This is a genomic window from Microbacterium sp. PM5 (genome assembly GCF_003293595.1).
GTDB lineage: Bacteria > Actinomycetota > Actinomycetes > Actinomycetales > Microbacteriaceae > Microbacterium.
Map to the genome: position 1 here is coordinate 1195599 of NZ_CP022162.1, position 16645 is coordinate 1212243.

Consider the following 16645-nt stretch of genomic DNA (forward strand, 5'->3'; position numbering starts at 1 on the left):
CGGCGTCGGCGCGTATCGTGGAGGAATCGATGGACCGTGCGAGAGGGGCGGAGTGGACGAACTGGGTAACCGCGTGCTGATCGTGGCCTTCGACGGCTGGAATGACGCGGGTGAGGCCGCCTCCGCCGCCGCGGCGCACATCCGCGAGTCCGGCGCGTACCGGGAGGTCTTCGCCGTCGACCCGGAGCTGTACTTCGACTACCAGTACACCCGCCCTCAGATCACTCTCGACGCCGACGGCTCGCGCACGCTCACCTGGCCGGACGCCACGCTGTGGCGACCGCTCCATCCCGCCGACGGCACACGCCTGTGGGTGCTGTCCGGGGTCGAGCCCGCACGCGCCTGGCAGTCGTTCGCCGCCGAGCTCGTGGACGCCGCGCTCACGGAGGGCATCACCGGCATCGTCGCGCTGGGCTCGATGATGTCCGACGTCCCGCATACGCGACCGATCTCGGTGTTCGCCGGCAGCGAGAACGACACCCTCCGCGGCGCGCTCGGCCTCGAGAAGCCCACGTACGAGGGCCCGGCGGGCATCCTCAGCGTGCTCACTGCGGCCGCCGAGGCGGCCGGCATCCCGACGGCGGCGCTGTGGGCGAACGTTCCGCATTACGTCGCCGGCCATACCCCGTCGCCGAAGGCCACGCTCGCGCTGCTGGACCGCGTCACCGATCTGACGGGCGCGGTCGTGGCGCGCGGGGAGCTCCCCGCTCAGGCACTGGCCTGGGAGGCATCGATCGACGCGGCCGCGGCCGACGACGAGGAGATGACCGAGTACATCCACCAGCTGGAGCAGACGCGCGACACCTGGGACTCGCCCGAGGCGTCCGGCGACGCCATCGCGCAGGAGTTCGAGCGGTACCTGCGCCGGGGCGGCGAGGGTCCCGGCAAACCTGGTCCGCCCGACCCTCGCCGCTCCTGATCAGTACGCCTGCAGCACGCCGAAGCTGAGCAGGATGATCAACAGGATGCCGAGCGCAAGCCGGTACAGCACGAACGGCAGGAAGCTGCCGCGCTTGAGGTAGCGCATCAGGAACGCGATCACGGCGAGGCCCACCCCGAACGCGACGGCGGTCGCGACGCCGGTCTCGACCATCGTGTAGACCTGGTCGCCCGGATCCTTGATGGCCTGGATCAGCTCGTACAGGCCACTGCCGAAGACAGCGGGCACGGCGAGCAGGAACGCCACTTCCGCCGCCGCGGGCCGGGTGTAGCCGAGCGCCAGCCCCATCGTCGTGGTCGCCCCCGAGCGGGAGACGCCGGGGATGAGCGCCAGCATCTGCGCGAGGCCGAGGGAGAGGCCGTGTCCGTAGGTCAGGTCTTCCTCCGTGCGGGTGCGCCGTCCGAGAGCATCGGCGGCCCCCAGCAGGAGACCGAAGACGATGAGAACGGTGGCCACGAGCCAGAGGTTTCGGAACGTGTCGCGGATCACGTCCTGGAAGAGGTAGCCGGCGATGCCGATCGGGATGGTGCCGATGATGACGATCCATCCCATGCGCGCATCGGGGTCGTTGCGCGGCACGCGGCCGGTCAGCGACTTCGCCCACTGGGAGATGATCCGCACGATCTTGCCCCAGAAGTAGACGAGCACCGCGAGTTCGGTGCCGATCTGGGTGATGGCGGTGAAGGTCGCGCCGGGGTCTTCGGCGGACGGGAGGAACTCGCCCATGATGCGCAGGTGGGCACTGGAGGAGACGGGGAGAAACTCGGTGAGTCCCTGGACCAGGCCCAGGATGATCGCCTCGAACAGGTGCATGGGGGGCCTTTCAGTACGTGCGGATCAGATCGGTGAGCACGCGCTGCCCGAAGACCAACGCGTCGATGGGGACGCGTTCGTCCACACCGTGGAACATACCGGTGAAATCGAGATCCGTGGGAAGCCGCAGCGGCGCGAACCCGTATCCGGCGATGCCGAGCTCGGCGAGCGCCTTGTTGTCGGTCCCGCCGCCCATGAGATACGGCAGAACGGGGACGCCCGGGTCATGACGCTCGAGGGCCCCGACCATCGCGTCCACGAGCTCCCCCGCGAAGGGCACCTCGAGCCCGATGTCGCGATGCGAGACCTCGACGACGACGTCCTCGCCCACGATCCGCTGGATCTCGGCGAGCACGCGTTCTTCCTGCCCCGGAAGGGTGCGCACATCGATCGTGGCGACCGCGGCATCCGGGATCACGTTGTGCTTGTAGCCGGCGGCGAGACCGGTCGGGTTGGTCGTCGTGCGGAACGTGGAGCGGAGGAAGCCGGATGCCGGTCCGGTCGCGTCCGCCACGGCATCCGGATCCCGCGGGTCGGCGCCGCACAGCGCCGCCAGGCCGTCGACCGTCTGACGCGTCGTCGCGGTCAGCTCCAACGGCCACGACGAGCGGCCGAGCGCGGCCACCGCCTCCGCGAGACGCGTGACCGCGTTGTCCGGGTGGAAGCGGCTGCCGTGCCCGGCTGCGCCGCGAGCGCGAAGGCGCAGCCAGACCAGCGCCTTCTCGCCCACCTGCAGGAGGTACGCGCGTCGCTCGCCCACCGGGATGGAGTAGCCGCCGACCTCGCTGATGGCCTCGGTCGCCCCCGCGAACCACTCGGGCCGGTCGCGGACGACGAGCTGAGAGCCCTCGACGCCGCCGTTCTCCTCGTCGGCGAAGAACGTGACGATGAGATCGCGGGCGGGCTGCTCCCCCGCCCGCAGCAGATCGGCGACGGAGGTGAGGATCATGGCATCCATGTCCTTCATGTCCACCGCACCGCGTCCCCACAGCATCCCGTCCTTCACGACGCCGCCGAAGGGATCGACGCTCCAGTCCTCGGCGACGGCCGGAACCACGTCGAGGTGGCCGTGCAGGACGAGGGCGGGCTTGTCGCGGTCGCGGCCGGGCACGCGGACGCTCAGGTTCGTGCGTCGCGGGATGGGCTCGTAGTACTCGGGACGCAGGCCGAGCGCCTCGAGGTAGGCGCCCACGTACTCGGCGGCCTCTCGCTCCCCGTGCGCGCGCCCCTCGCCGAAGTTGGTGGTGTCGAAGCGGATCAGGTCGCGCGCGACGCGGGCGACCTCGGGCAGTTCGGAGGAGGACATGCCTCCACGGTAGCGCTCCCGACACCACGATCCGAGAGCGGAGGACACGTCTGGAGACAAAAGAAAAAGGCCCCTGACGGGACCTTTTTCCTTCTGTGCGCGAGGGGGGACTTGAACCCCCACGCCCTATACGGGCACTAGCACCTCAAGCTAGCGCGTCTACCTATTCCGCCACCCGCGCAGGTGGTTTTCGGTTTCGCAACCGAAGATCGACAGTACCAGATTCCGAGCCAGACGCGGAATCGGTGCCGGGCTCAGCCCGCCGAGACGCCGAAGAGCAGACCGAGGACGTACGTCACCGCAGCGGCCCCGAAACCGATCGCCAGCTGCCGCAGCCCTCGTCGCAGGGGCGGCGCCCCCGAGAGCAGTCCCACCATGGCTCCCGTGCCCAGCAGCGCCGTCCCGACGAGCACGAGGGCCAGGACGACGGCGGGGAGCCCGCTGAGCCCGAAGATCCAGGGCAGCACCGGGATGATCGCGCCGGACGCGAAGAAGAGGAAACTCGACCCGGCGGCGCCCAGAGCACTGCCGACCACTTCGTGATCGGCGCCGGCGGCGCGATGCAACCGGTATGGCTGGCTGCGGTCGGCGGCCTGAGCGGCTGCGATGATCTGGCGCGCACGCTCGTGCGCATCGCGTTCACCCAGACCGCGCGCTCGATAGACCAAGGCGAGCTCGTTCGCATCAAGATCGAGGTCCGGCAGCACATGGTCGGCGTAGTCGCTCGGCTCGGTCGCATCCAGCAGTTCCCGCTGCGAGCGCACCGACACGTACTCCCCTGCGCCCATGGACAGAGCACCGGCGAGAAGGCCGGCGACGCCGCTGAACAACACGAACTGCGCCCCCACGCCGGTGGCGCCGATACCCATCACCAGAGCGAGGTTGGAGACGAGGCCGTCGTTGGCGCCGAAGACGGCCGCGCGGAACGTGCCCGACAGCCGCCGCCGTCCTCGCGCCGCCAGGCCGCGCACGACCTCGCGGTGGATCTTCTCGTCGGCGACCATGCGTGCGGTGGCGAACGGTTCACTGTCGTACGGCGAGCGTCCTTCCGCGTTCTGCGCCAGAGCGAGCACGAAGATCGAGCCGAACCTCCGGGCCATCCAACCCAGAAACACCGAGCCGATGCCCGGAGACGGCAACCGCGACGGTTCGCCGCCCAGCAGCTCGAGCCAGTGCGCCTCGTGGCGCCCCTCGGCTTCGGCAAGGGCCAGCAGGATCTCGCGCTCCTCGCCCTCCCGACGCTGGGCGAGGTCGCGGTAGACCTGGGCCTCCGCGCGCTCGTCGGCGAGATAGCGCGCCCAGCGGCGGCGGTCACGGGAGGTGGGCTCCGAACGCGTGGTCACGGGATCCCACGCTAGCCGCGGCGGCGGCGGCGCAGAGCGCGGCCGCCGCGATTGCCAGCTTTTCGGACGTCCGAACCGCGCGTGAGATGCGCGATGAGCCCGCGCTCACCACGGCGCATGATCAGTGTGTGCGCCGCCGCGAAGACCGGTCGCAGCACGGGAGCGGTCAGACGCATCCAACGACGCGTCGCGGACACCTCCCAGACCCAGGTCAGACGCGCGCCGGTCGCGGGAGCCGACGCAGGGGCGAGGTGAACACTGCCCTTCCCGACCAGGTCTCCCTCGCTCACCGCCGCCAGCCGCCGCGCCGGCACGAGATCGGTGACGGTGAGCACGACGCGCAGGCGGTAGCCCCAGGGACTGCGAACGCGCAGATGCACGATGTCCCCCGGCGCGAGGGCGGTCCTCCGCGGCTCGAGGCGCACCGCCGGCCACCACGGCACCTCGCCCGCCATCAGGGCGGCCTCGCACCGCGCCCAGCACTCCTCCACCGAGACCGGCAGGAGCCAGTGCGACGTGAAGGAGTATTCCTGCGGCATGCGCGCGAGTGTACGCGCCGGCGGCGGGAGCTCAGGAGCGCACGCGCGAGCGCAGCACCTCGATCCGCGCCTGCAGCTGAGCGACCGTCGCTCGCGCGACCTCCGGGCCGCCGCAGATGCGGCGCAGCTCGGCATGCACGGCTCCGTGCGGCTCTCCGCTCTGGCGGGCATAGAGTCCGACGAGGCTGTTGAGCAGCTGACGCTGTTCGCGCAGGGTGCGGTGCAGCGCCGGCGGGAGCGCGCCGTCGGCGTCCACCGCCTCCGTGGCGACCGTTCCTTCTTTCGCTTCTCGGGCACGACGGTGCCGGCTCTGACGCGACTGGCGCTGCATGAGAAGTTCGTGCACATGCTCGGGTTCGAGCAGCCCCGGCAACCCCAGGAACTCCTCCTCCTCCGGGGTGCCCGGCACCGCCAGCTGGCCGAACTCCTTGCCGTCGTAGAGCACACGGTCGAAGTGGGCGACCGAGCCGAGCGCCTGGTAGGAGAACTCCTGTTCCAGCTCGTCCGAGGCTTTGTCTTCGCGCTCCGCCTCGGCGAGCAGAGTGTCTTCGAGCCCGTCGTCGTCGCCGCCCTCGCGGTCGAGAGCGTGGTCGCGCTCGCGCTCCATCTCCCCGGCGAGCGTGAGCAGCACCGGCACGTTGGGAAGGAAGACGGATGCCGACTCGCCCCGGCGCCTGGCCCGCACGAAGCGGCCGATCGCCTGCGCGAAGAACAGCGGCGTCGACGCGCTCGTGGCATAGACACCGACCGCGAGGCGAGGAACGTCGACGCCTTCTGACACCATGCGCACGGCCACCATCCAGCGGGTCGTCGCCGTGCCGAACGTCTCGATGCGGCCCGAGGCGGCCTTGTCGTCGGAGAGCACGACGGTCGGCGCCTCGCCGGTGATCTCGCGCAGGATCGCGGCGTACGCGCGCGCCGCCGTCTGATCCGTGGCGATCACCAGTCCCCCGGCATCCGGGACGTCCTGGCGCACCTCGCTCAGCCGGCGGTCGGCGCTGCGCAGCACCGCGGGGATCCAGTCGCCCTCCGGATCGAGGGCGGTGCGCCAGGCCTGGGCGGTCACGTCCTTGGTGTTGTCCTGACCGAGGTGGGCTTCCAGCTCGTCGCCGGCCTTCGTGCGCCAGCGCATCTTGCCGGCGTAGACGAGGAACAGCACGGGACGCACGACGCCGTCCGCGAGCGCGCGCCCGTAGCCGTAGTTGTAGTCGGTGCGCGAGAGGCGGATGCCCTTCTCGTTCGGGTGGTACTCGACGAACGGGATCGGTGCCGTGTCGCTGCGAAACGGTGTGCCCGACAGCAGGAGGCGGCGCGTCGCGCGACCATATGCCTCGCGCAGCGCATCGCCCCAGCTGAGCGCGTCACCGCCGTGGTGCACCTCGTCGAGGATCACGAGCGTGCGCGCGTCCATCGTCAGACGTTGATGCACCGACGCCTTCACGGCGACCTGAGCGTAGGTGACGGCGACGCCGTGGAAATGACGAGCGGGCGCGCTCTGACGGTTGGTGAACCGCGGGTCGAGTCGGATGCCGACACGAGCTGCCGCATCTGCCCATTGGGTCTTCAGGTGCTCGGTGGGCGCGACCACGACGAGGCGGTCCACGATGCCGCGACGCAGCAGTTCACTCGCCAGACGCAGGGCGAAGGTCGTCTTGCCGGCGCCCGGGGTCGCGGCGGCGAGGAAGTCGCGCGGTCCGGAACCCACGCCGTCCGGTCCGTCGGCGGAGAAGTACGCCTCGAGCGCTTCGGCCTGCCACGCGCGGAGATTCTGCGCCGTTCCCCAGGGGGCGCGCTGCGGGAAGGCGGGCGAAAGGTGTTCGGCGGCGAAGCTGCCGAAGTGCTCCTGTCCTCGCTCGTCCGTCCCGTCCACGACTGACCACCCTAAACGACGCCTCCCCCACGGCGGCTCTCTGCGGGAAGGCCTCTGGCCGGTAGCCTCGAAGAAGACCACGAGTCAGGAGAGTCATGCGCAGGAACGAAGCCACCCCCGACGAGCACCGTTCGCCGTACATCCCCAACGAGAGCACGCACCCCTGGCGTCGCATGGTCTCGATCGGCGACTCCTTCACCGAAGGCATCGGCGACCCCATTCCCGGCACGGCCGACGACCATCGGGGGTGGGCCGACCGCGTCGCCGAGGTGCTCGCCGCCCAGGTGGACGATTTCGCCTACGCCAACCTCGCCGTCCGGGGCAAGCTGATCGCGCAGATCATGGCCGATCAGGTCGAGCCCGCGCTCGCACTCAACCCCGACCTCATCACGTTCTCCGCCGGCGGAAACGACGTCCTGCGTCCCAATGGAGACCCGGACGCCGTGGCGCAGCAGTTCGAGGATGCCGTCGCCCGGCTGAGTTCGCAGGGCGCGACGCTTCTCGTCTTCACCGGTGTGGACACCGAGTTCACGCCGGTGTTCCGCGGCATCCGCGGGCGCGTCGCCATCTACAACGAGAACATCCGGGCGATCGCCGACCGCTACGACTGCATCGTGGCCGACCAGTGGGCGCTGAAGGAGGTTCAAGACATGCGGTTCTTCGACGACGACCGCCTGCACTACAACGCTCTCGGACACCACGAGATCGCCCGCATGGTGTTGCGCGCGCTCAACGTGCCGAACGATCTGCAGCCGATGCAGCCCGATCCCCTGCCGCAGCTCACCTGGCGCGAGGCGCGCACCAACGACCTCGTCTGGGCGCGCACGCACTTCGTTCCCTGGGTGCTGCGTCGCCTTCGCCATCAGTCCTCGGGCGACAACATCACCGCGAAGCGCCCCGAGCCGCTTCCGGTCCTGGTGGAGGCCCCGGGCCGCGATCGCGCCGCGGGGCCGGACCGGCAGGCCTAACGCAACGCCCAGAGCGCGACCGCCGCCGCGGCGGCGACGTTCAGCGAATCCACGCCGCCCGCCATCGGGATCGTGACGACGGTGTCGGCCGCGGCCAGGGCCCGACGCGACAGCCCGTCGCCTTCGGCACCCAGAAGCAGCGCGACCTGCGGCGGGCGCGCAGCGGCGAACGCGTCGAGGGCCACCGCGTCGTCGGCGAGCGCGAGGGCGGCCAGGTGCAGCCCGGCATCGTGCAGCAGGTCGCGGCCGGCGCCCCATCCCCCGGCCGCGTCATCGGGAAGGCGGGTCCACGGCACCTGGAAGACCGTCCCCATGCTCACCCGGACGCTCCGACGGTAGAGAGGGTCCGCGCAGCGTTGCGTGACCAGGACGGCGTCCGCACCGAGGCCGGCGGCGGCGCGGAAGGCGGCTCCGACATTGGTGTGGTCGACGATGTCCTCCAGCACCAGCACCAGCCGCGCCCCGGCGACGACCTCGCCGACGGACGGCAGCACCGGCCGGTGCATCGCCGCGAGAGCTCCGCGGTGCACGGCGTAGCCGGTGAGACGCTCGGCCACGTCGTCATCGACCAGGTAGACGGGGGCGTCACCGGCGAGGGGCGCCGTGTCGTCGAGCCACTTCTGCTGCACCAGCACGGATCGTGGCCGATGACCGGCGGCGACGGCGCGGGCGATCACCTTCGACGACTCGGCGATGTAGAGACCGCCCGCCGGCTCCAGCACACGCCGCAGAGCGACGTCGGTGAGGTCGCGGTAGTCCGCGAGACGGTCGTCGGCAGGATCGTCGATGCGCACCACAGGCATCCGTCCATGCTGGCACGCCCCGGACGCCGCGGCGACGGACCAGCGTGTAACCTCCGCGAAAAGCGGGACGCGTAGTCTCGAAGAGGGAGTGTGGGAGGGAGGACGCCATGTCGACGCTGCTGGATCACTCGTTCGAGGCCGGGCCGCACCTCGACCGTCAGGCGGCCGACGCGGTTGAGCGCGCCCTGGACGCCCTGTCCGGGCGGCGGATCGCGGTGCTCACCGGCGCGGGTGTGTCGACGGACTCCGGCATTCCCGACTATCGGGGCAAGGGTGCCCCCACGCGCACCCCGATGACGGCGCAGCAGTTTCTCTCCAGCGCCTCCTCGCGCCGACGCTACTGGGTCGGCAGCCACCTGGGATGGCGGGCTTTCGCCGCCGCGCAGCCGAACGACGGCCATGTCGCCCTCGCCGAGCTGGAGAGCCGGGGCATCGCGAGCGGGGTCATCACCCAGAACGTGGACGGCCTGCACGTGCGCGCGGGCAGCCGCCGTGTCGTCGAACTGCACGGCACGATGCGCCGCGTGCTCTGCACGCACTGCGGGCAGGTGTTCGATCGCCGCGACCTGGCGGCGCGCGTCGAGGCGGACAACCCCTGGATCACGGTGCCGGACGCGGTCGAGCTGGGCCCCGACGGCGACGTCCTCCCCTCTTCCAGCGACGGCTTCGTCGTGCCGGATTGCAGCGTGTGCCACGGGATGCTCAAGCCCGACGTCGTCTTCTTCGGCGAGTACATCCCCGTCGCCAAGTTCACCGAGGCCGAGCAGCTGGTACAGACCAGCGAGGCCCTCGTCATCGCCGGCTCGTCTCTCGTCGTCAACTCCGGCATCCGACTGCTCGAGCGCGCCCGACGTCGCAAGCTCCCGGTCGTGATCGTCAACCGCGGCCAGACACGCGGCGATGCGCGGGCGACGGTCAAGATCGACGCGGGCACGACCGAAGTGCTGCGCGCGTTCGCCCGCGCGCTGCCGGCGGCGCGCTGAACCCACGCCGACCTCGCCTAGGCTCGAAGCGTGACGACCCTCATCCTCGTGCGCCACGGCGAGACGGACTGGAACGCGATGCGACGCATCCAGGGCTCCACCGACATCCCCCTCAACGACACCGGCCGCGCTCAGGCGCGAGAGGTCGCCGAGCGACTTCAGCAGGAGCTCTCGGCGGTCGGGCCCGTGGTCGTCGCCTCGAGCGATCTGTCGCGCGCCGTCGAGACCGCTCGGATCATCGCCGCCACTCTGGCAGTGCCGGCGCCGCGAACCTACCGGCAGCTGCGCGAACGTTCGTACGGCATCGCCGAGGGCGCGAGCGTTGAGGAGTTCCGCGACCGGTGGGGATCGTGGGCCGAGGCAGAGGTGCCGGAGGCGGAGACCTGGCCGCAGGTGCGCCGCCGCGCGCTCGCGGGTCTCCAGCGCGCCGTCCGAGACGCCCGCCGCGACGCCGCACCGCAGGCGCCCACCGTGGTCGTCGTCTCCCACGGCGCCCTCATCCGCGAGGTCATCCGGCACGCGTCTGCCGGTGCGTTCCCGCTCGAGGGCGAGCGTCTGGCCAACGCGTCCACGCATCGCTTCCTCGTGGAGCGCGACCGTCTCAGCGTGCAGTCCTACGCCGCGATCCCGATGACCTGACCTCCGCGCGATCCCTCCGTGGATGCCGCGGCATCACATTCCGCGGGCGAGGAGGGTGCGGGCGTGACGCAGCACCGGTTCGTCGATCATTCGACCACGGAACGCGAAGACGCCACGCTCGCCGACGGCGGCATCCAGCACGTCGCGGGCCCAGGTGAGCGTATCGGGGTCGGGCCGGTAGGCGGCCCGGATCGTCGCGACCTGCGCCGGATGAATGCACGCGGTGGCCCGAAAGCCGCTCGCGGCGGCATCCCGCGCATCCTTCGCCAGCCCCTTCTCGTCGGCGATGTCGAGGTGCACCGCGTCGATCGCCGCGATTCCCGCCGCTCCCGCCGCGAGCAGAAGACGCGAACGGGCGGCACGTGCGACATCGCGGTAGCGCCCCTTCGGCGTGCGACTCGATGTCCCTCCGAGCGAAGCGACGAGGTCCTCCGCGCCCCACATGAGGGCGACGACGTTGTCCTGAGCGGCGATCTTCTCGGCCGCGACGATGCCGCGAGCGGTCTCGCACAGCGCGATGACGTCGAACCGCGGGTCGATGCGGGAGATCGCTTTCGCCGATTCCGCCTTGGCGACCATCACGCGGCGGTAATCGGTCTGCGAGAGCGACGCAAGGTCGGAGACGATCTCGGCGGACCCGAGGGCATTCACTCGGACGATGACGCGCTCGGGGTCGAGCTGTGAGTCGATCAGCGCGACCCTCGCCGCCACCTTGTCGGCGGGTGCGACAGCGTCTTCGAGGTCGAGGATGACGCCATCGGCGCGATCGAGGGCCTTCTCGTAGCGTTCCGGACGATCAGCCGGGCAGAACAGCAGGGCGGGTCCGAGCGTGAAATCGGCGGTCATGTGTTCACGCTACCGGGCCGGTCGCGCGCCCGATCCGAGGCTGGTCAGTCCGAGGGCGCGAGCGATCAGGAGGAGCTGCACCTCGGTGGTCCCCTCGCCGATCTCGAGAATCTTCGCGTCTCGATAGTGACGCGCGACAGGGTACTCGTTCATGAATCCGTTGCCGCCGAAGATCTGCGTCGCATCCCGCGCATTGTCCATCGCCGCCTCCCCCGCCGTGAGCTTGGCCAGCGCGGCAGCGGTCGCGAAGGGCCGTCCGGCATCACGCAGGCGCGCGGCGTGCAGCCACGCCAGGCGCGACAGATGCACGCGCTGCTGCATCCGTGCCAGCAGGAACTGGATCGACTGGCGCGAACCCAGCGGTTCGGCGAACACGATGCGACTGCCGGCGTAGTCCAGCGCCGCTTCCAGACAGCCTTCCGCCGCACCGGTGGCGAGGGCCGCGATCGCGATCCTGCCCTCGTCGAGGATGCTGAGGAAGTTGGCGAAGCCACGGCCGCGCTCGCCGAGCAGGTTCTCCGCCGGAACGCGGGCGCCCGAGAAGCTCAGTGGATGGGTGTCGGACGCGTGCCAGCCCACCTTGTCGTACGACGGCCCGACGGTGAAGCCGGGCGTGCCGGAGGGCACGATGATCGTCGAGATCTCCTTGCGCGCACCGCTCTCACCGGTCACCGCCGTCACGGTCACGAATCGCGTGATGGCCGTGCCCGAGTTCGTGATGAACTGCTTGCTGCCGTCGATGACCCACTCGCCTGCCTCCAGGCGAGCGGTCGTGCGCGTCGCGCCGGCATCCGATCCCGCTTCGGGTTCGGTGAGACCGAAGCCGGCGAGCGCGCGCCCCGCGAGCAGGTCGGGAAGAAGTGCCTCCCGCTGCGCGTCGCTGCCGAATCGGTACACGGGCATGGCACCGAGACTGACGGCGGCCTCCAGCGTGATGGCGATCGACTGGTCGACGCGGGCCAGAGCCTCGATCGCGAGTCCGAGCGTCGCGCAATCGCCACCTTGCCCGCCCACGTCCTCGGGGAAGGGCAGGCCGAACAGCCCCATCTCCCCCATCTCGGAGACGATGTCCAGCGGCAGCGTCCTGGTACGGTCGGCCTCGTACGCCTGCGGCGCGATCCGCTCGTCGGCGAAGGCGCGGACCATGGCCGCCAGTTCGCGCTCCTCGTCGTTCAATCCGTAGTCGTGGGGGTCGAGGATCGCCATGCCATCTCCTTCGATGTCGCGGTCGCGTAACGGCTGACGCGCACGCATGGCGCGCGGACGAGCCAGTGGGTTAGTGTTCGTTAACCCACCAGCTCAGGTTATCGAGGATTAACTGGAATGACAACGCACTCCCGGGCCGCGCGCACCACCCGCGAGCGCGCCAAGGCGGAGCGTGCGGACGCGCTCGTGGAGGCGGCGGCGCGCCTGTTCGCCCAGCACGGGTTCGACGGGGTGAGCCTCGAGGATCTCGGATCCGCCGTCGGGGTCAGCGGCCCGGCCGTCTACCGTCACTTCGACAGCAAGCGCGCGCTCCTCGGCGCGATTCTCCTGCGAGCCAGCACGGACCTGCTCGAGGGCGGACGTCGCGTGACGTCCACCGGGCACGACGCCCGACGCTCCCTGCGCGAACTCGTCGATTTCCACGTCGATTTCGCGGTGCGAAGCGCCGATGTCATCCGCGTGCAGGACCGCGACCTCACGCGGTTGAGCGACCAGGACCGCCGTACCGTGCGGCGGCTGCAGCGCGAGTACGTGGAGCTGTGGGTGGACGTCCTGCGCGCCGTGCACCCGGAGCGCGGCGACACCGACCTGCGCGTGCGGGCTCACGCCGGCTTCGGGCTGATCAACTCCACCCCGTACGTCGTGCGCACGCGCCGGGAAGTGGCGGTGGATGCCGAGACGGACACCCTTCTGCGCAGGCTCCTCTCCGACATGGCTTACGCGGCCCTCGCCACCCCCTGACCCGCGCGACGGCGCGTCACCCGAACAGCAGCGCACGGCCCGGCTCGCGCAGGATGTCACCGACCGTCGTCAGAAAGCGCGATGCCTGCTCGCCGTCGACGAGTCGGTGGTCGAACGACAGGCTCAGCGTCATCACGTCACGCAGCGCGATGTCGCCCTCGTGCTCCCAGGGCCGACGCCGAACCGAGCCCAGCCCGAGAATCCCCGCCTCGCCGGGATTCAGAATGGGCGTACCCGCGTCGATCCCGAAGACGCCGAAGTTGGTGATCGAGAACGTGCCGCCGCTGAGCGCGGCCGGGCTCGTGCGTCCCGCGCGCGCCGTCTGGGCGAGACGGCCGATCTCGTCGGCGAGATCGACCAGACCGAGCCGGTCGGCGTCGGCGACATGCGGGACGATGAGGCCACGCTCGGTCGCAGCCGCGATGCCGAGGTTCACGTAGTGGTACTGCACGATCTCCCCGGCGTCTTCGTCCCACGCCGCATTCAGGGTCGGCTCGACGCGCAACGCGAGACACACGGCTTTCGCGGCCACCGCCATGATGCCGATGCGATGTCCGTCGAGTCGGCGGTCGGCGCGCAGGTTCGCCACGAAGCGCGTGGTCTCGGTGACGTCGACCTCCAGGAAGGTCGTGACGTGAGGCGCTGTGAAGGCGCTGCGCACCATCGCCGCCGCCGTGTGCTTGCGGACGCCGCGGATCGGCACCCGCGTCTCCCGCTCGGCGCCGTCCCGCCCGGTGCCCGCCGGCGACACCCGTCCCGCATCCGCGGGCGACGCACCCGATGCGGCGGGAGTGCGGTCGGCGAGAAAGCGGTCGACGTCTTCGCGTCGGATGATTCCCGTGACTCCGGAGGCCTCGATGAGTGCGAGATCGACGCCGTGCGCACGCGCGTAGGCGCGCACGGGCGGGGTCGAGCGGGGACGCTCGTCACGCACATCGTCTCGCAGCGGTGTCACCGCATCGTGCGGGGCGTCGTGCAGGACCTGCGCGGCGATCATCGGAGTGGCCTCACGATCTTCGTCGGTGCCCGCGAGCACACGAGCGCGGCGTCGGGGGCGCCCCGCCGCGCGTGGCGCCGCGCCGTAACCGACGAGATTCGGCAACGAGGGCTCCGGCTCCACGTGCCCGGCCGGCGCGGACGTCGCCTCGGGCACGTCGCCGGACGGGGAGTCGGCGGCCTCGACCTCGAACGCGATCAGGGGCGACCCCACCTCCACGACGTCACCGGCTGCCGCGTGCAGCGCGCTGACCGTCCCCGCGAAGGGCGAGGGCAGCTCCACGATGGCCTTGGCGGTCTCGACCTCCGCGATGGGCTGGTTCAGATGCACGTCGTCACCTTGGGCGACGAGCCACTGGACGATCTCCGCCTCGGGCAGCCCCTCGCCGAGGTCGGGAAGGAGGAACTCCGCGATCATCGTTCCACCCCCGCCGCCGACGTGAGGCTGTTCGGCCGGTCGAGAACGCGATCGACGGCGTCGAGGATCCGATCGAGGTCGGGCAGGTGGTGCTTTTCCAGCTTGGCCGGCGGATACGGGATGTCATGTCCCGTCACACGCTGCGGGGGTGCTTCGAGATAGTGGAAGCACTGTTCGGTGATGCTGGCGACCACCTCGGCACCGACGCCGGCCTCCCCCGCCGCCTCATGCGTGACCACGACGCGACCCGTCTTGCGGACGGATGCCGCGACCGTGCGGTAGTCGACGGGTGAGAGCGAACGCAGGTCGATGACCTCGATGGAGATGCCGTCGTCCTCGGCGGCGAGCGCGGCATCCAGCGCCGTCGTGACCTGCGCGCCGTAGGCGATCAGCGTGACGTCGGAACCTTCTCGCTCGACGCGCGCGAGACCCATCGGAGCCGCATCGGCCACGTCGCCGTCGAGATCGACCTCGCCCTTCGTGTGATACAGCCGCTTGGGCTCGAAGAAGACCACGGGATCGTCACTCGCGATCGCCTGCTGCAGCATGGTGTACGCATCCTGGGGATTCGAGACGGCCACCACGCGCAGCCCCGCCGTGTGCACGAAATACGCCTCGGGCGACTCCGAGTGGTGCTCGACGGCGCCGACGCCTCCCGCCCAGGGGATGCGGATGGTCAGCGGCATGCGAACGCGCCCGCGCGTGCGGTAGTGCAGCTTGGCCACCTGACAGACGATCTGGTCGAAGGCCGGGTACACGAACCCGTCGAACTGGATCTCCACGACGGGGCGGAACCCGCGCATCGCGAGTCCGACCGCCGTGCCGACGATGCCGGACTCTGCGAGCGGGGTGTCGATGACGCGCGTGGGGCCGAACTCATCGAGGAGGCCGTCGGTGATGCGGAACACGCCGCCGAGGCGGCCGATGTCCTCGCCCATCACGATCACACGCTCATCGGCTGCCATGGCCCGGTGCAGGCCCGCCGTCAGCGCCGCGCCCATCGTCAGCGACGTCATCGCGCACTCCCCGCCTCGGCGGCGAACGAGTCCAGATACGCCGCAAAACGCGCGCGCTGATGCTCGAGGCCGGTGTGCGGTTCGCAGTACACGTCATCGAAAACCTCGATCGCCGGCCGGGTGCGCGCCGTCAGCACCGCCTCACGCATCTGCGCGGCGAGCCCGTCGGCCTCCCTCCCGATCGCGGCGATCGTCTCATCGTCGAGGTCACCGGCGGCGCGCAGGAACGCCTCCACGCGCGTCAGCGGGTCGCGCGCCCGCCACGCCTCGAGTTCTTCGCGATCCCGGTAGCGCGTGGGGTCGTCCGAGGTGGTGTGGGGACCCATGCGATACGTCACGGCCTCGAGGAACACGGGACCTCCACCGCGACGGGCGTGCTCCAGCGCCCAGCGCATCGCCGCGGTGCACGCCAGCACATCGTTGCCATCCACCCGCATGCTGGGGATGCCGAAGCCGGGGGCGCGACCCGCGATCGGGAAGCGCGACTGCACCGCGACCGGCTCGGAGATCGCCCACTGGTTGTTCGAGCAGACGAAGACGACGGGGGCCGTGAACGACGACGCGAACACCATCGCCTCGTTGACATCGCCCTGGCTTGACGCTCCGTCGCCGAAGTAGGTCACCGCCACCTGATCGCCACCATCGCGCTGGATACCCATCGCGTATCCGACGGCATGGAGGGTCTGGGCGCCGATGATGATCTGCGGAGATGCCAGGCGGAGCTCGAAGGGGTCGTATGTGGAGTGCACCTCGCCGCGCCAGGCGAGAACGAGGTCGGCGGGCACTCCGCCGCGAAGGATCGCGATGCTCAGCTCGCGGTAGCTCGGAAAGAGGAAGTCGTCGGCGCGGCAGGCGCGCGCCGTCCCGACGGCGATCGCCTCCTGTCCCTGAGCAGGCGCCCACAGTCCGAGGTGACCCTGGCGCTGGAGCGCCACACCCTCGGCATCCATCCGGCGCGCGATCGCCATATCGCGGTACAGACCGCGCAGCGCGGTGCCGTCCAGGTCCTCGACCCAGGGGTCCAGCCGCGCGTCCGCGATGCGGCACCCGTCGGGGGTCAGCAGTCGCGCCGTGTCGTCGAGCGCGGTCATCGCTTCGTCTGTCGTCAGGGTGTACATCGTCGTCATCCCTCTCTGGCTCAGCCGCTGTCTTGTGGACCGCGGCGGCCGCCCGGGCCGGCCTCGTCGCCGGTTGCGTGGAAGATTACGTCGAACTGGC

The 16645-nt window shown here is 70.6% G+C and carries 16 protein-coding genes and 1 tRNA gene; 5 read left to right on the forward strand and 12 right to left on the reverse strand.

Annotation, left to right across the window (positions count from 1 at the left end; translation table 11 throughout):
* Positions 1 to 52 precede the first annotated feature (52 nt).
* Positions 53 to 919 (forward strand): PAC2 family protein, encoded by an 867-nt coding sequence (locus CEP17_RS05885; RefSeq protein WP_112931597.1) that lies wholly within the window; start codon positions 53 to 55, stop codon positions 917 to 919.
* On the opposite strand, the gene CEP17_RS05890 is transcribed toward CEP17_RS05885, so the two are convergent.
* From CEP17_RS05890 to CEP17_RS05915, 6 genes are all read right to left on the reverse strand, one after another.
* A complete protein-coding gene (locus CEP17_RS05890; RefSeq protein ID WP_039416063.1) occupies positions 920 to 1753 on the reverse strand; it encodes an undecaprenyl-diphosphate phosphatase in 834 nt (277 codons plus the stop codon).
* Positions 1754 to 1763: 10 nt separating this feature from the next.
* Positions 1764 to 3059, reverse strand: a complete 1296-nt coding sequence (locus tag CEP17_RS05895) for a M20/M25/M40 family metallo-hydrolase (protein ID WP_112931598.1) — start codon at positions 3057 to 3059, stop codon at positions 1764 to 1766.
* Positions 3060 to 3155: 96 nt separating this feature from the next.
* A tRNA-Leu gene (locus CEP17_RS05900) sits at positions 3156 to 3240 on the reverse strand.
* A 73-nt stretch (positions 3241 to 3313) separates the two neighbouring features.
* A complete protein-coding gene (locus CEP17_RS05905; protein ID WP_112931599.1) occupies positions 3314 to 4402 on the reverse strand; it encodes a VIT1/CCC1 family protein in 1089 nt (362 codons plus the stop codon).
* A gap of 11 nt (positions 4403 to 4413) precedes the next feature.
* Complete coding sequence (locus CEP17_RS05910) at positions 4414 to 4941, reverse strand: hypothetical protein (protein ID WP_112931600.1); 528 nt, start codon at positions 4939 to 4941, stop codon at positions 4414 to 4416.
* 31 nt (positions 4942 to 4972) lie between these two features.
* Positions 4973 to 6811: a DEAD/DEAH box helicase gene (locus tag CEP17_RS05915; protein ID WP_039416067.1), complete on the reverse strand. Its 1839-nt coding sequence runs from the start codon at positions 6809 to 6811 to the stop codon at positions 4973 to 4975.
* 95 nt (positions 6812 to 6906) lie between these two features.
* On the opposite strand from CEP17_RS05915, the gene CEP17_RS05920 reads away from it, so the two are divergent.
* Positions 6907 to 7779, forward strand: coding sequence for an SGNH/GDSL hydrolase family protein (locus tag CEP17_RS05920; protein ID WP_112931601.1), 873 nt, complete (start codon positions 6907 to 6909; stop codon positions 7777 to 7779).
* Here CEP17_RS05920 and CEP17_RS05925 read toward each other — a convergent pair.
* Complete coding sequence (locus tag CEP17_RS05925; RefSeq protein ID WP_112931602.1) at positions 7776 to 8582, reverse strand: RNA methyltransferase; 807 nt, start codon at positions 8580 to 8582, stop codon at positions 7776 to 7778. The genes CEP17_RS05920 and CEP17_RS05925 overlap by 4 nt on opposite strands.
* 107 nt (positions 8583 to 8689) lie before the next feature.
* Here CEP17_RS05925 and CEP17_RS05930 point away from each other — a divergent pair, with 107 nt between their 5' ends.
* Entirely contained in the window at positions 8690 to 9565 is an 876-nt protein-coding gene (locus tag CEP17_RS05930; RefSeq protein WP_112931603.1) for a Sir2 family NAD-dependent protein deacetylase, read from the forward strand.
* Between the two features lie 30 nt (positions 9566 to 9595).
* Positions 9596 to 10204 carry a histidine phosphatase family protein gene (locus CEP17_RS05935; protein WP_112931604.1) on the forward strand — a complete coding sequence of 203 codons (609 nt, stop codon included), beginning with the start codon at positions 9596 to 9598 and terminating at the stop codon, positions 10202 to 10204.
* Between the two features lie 33 nt (positions 10205 to 10237).
* Here CEP17_RS05935 and CEP17_RS05940 read toward each other — a convergent pair whose 3' ends face one another.
* On the reverse strand, positions 10238 to 11050 hold the full coding sequence (locus CEP17_RS05940; RefSeq protein WP_112931605.1) for a CoA ester lyase: 813 nt from the start codon (positions 11048 to 11050) through the stop codon (positions 10238 to 10240).
* A 9-nt stretch (positions 11051 to 11059) separates the two neighbouring features.
* On the reverse strand, positions 11060 to 12256 hold the full coding sequence (locus CEP17_RS05945; RefSeq protein WP_112931606.1) for an acyl-CoA dehydrogenase family protein: 1197 nt from the start codon (positions 12254 to 12256) through the stop codon (positions 11060 to 11062).
* Positions 12257 to 12373: 117 nt separating this feature from the next.
* Here CEP17_RS05945 and CEP17_RS05950 point away from each other — a divergent pair, with 117 nt between their 5' ends.
* The gene (locus tag CEP17_RS05950) at positions 12374 to 12997 is read left to right on the forward strand and encodes a TetR/AcrR family transcriptional regulator (RefSeq protein ID WP_039416073.1); all 624 of its coding nucleotides are present in this window, start codon (positions 12374 to 12376) and stop codon (positions 12995 to 12997) included.
* Positions 12998 to 13013: 16 nt separating this feature from the next.
* On the opposite strand, the gene CEP17_RS05955 is transcribed toward CEP17_RS05950, so the two are convergent.
* The 3 genes from CEP17_RS05955 to CEP17_RS05965 are packed head-to-tail and all read right to left on the reverse strand — an operon-like array spanning position 13014 to position 16554.
* The gene (locus CEP17_RS05955; protein WP_112931607.1) at positions 13014 to 14411 is read right to left on the reverse strand and encodes a dihydrolipoamide acetyltransferase family protein; all 1398 of its coding nucleotides are present in this window, start codon (positions 14409 to 14411) and stop codon (positions 13014 to 13016) included.
* Positions 14408 to 15427 (reverse strand): alpha-ketoacid dehydrogenase subunit beta, encoded by a 1020-nt coding sequence (locus tag CEP17_RS05960; RefSeq protein WP_112931608.1) that lies wholly within the window; start codon positions 15425 to 15427, stop codon positions 14408 to 14410. The genes CEP17_RS05955 and CEP17_RS05960 overlap by 4 nt, the downstream gene beginning before the upstream one ends.
* On the reverse strand, positions 15424 to 16554 hold the full coding sequence (locus CEP17_RS05965) for a thiamine pyrophosphate-dependent dehydrogenase E1 component subunit alpha (protein WP_239498597.1): 1131 nt from the start codon (positions 16552 to 16554) through the stop codon (positions 15424 to 15426). The genes CEP17_RS05960 and CEP17_RS05965 overlap by 4 nt, the downstream gene beginning before the upstream one ends.
* Positions 16555 to 16645: the final 91 nt, after the last annotated feature.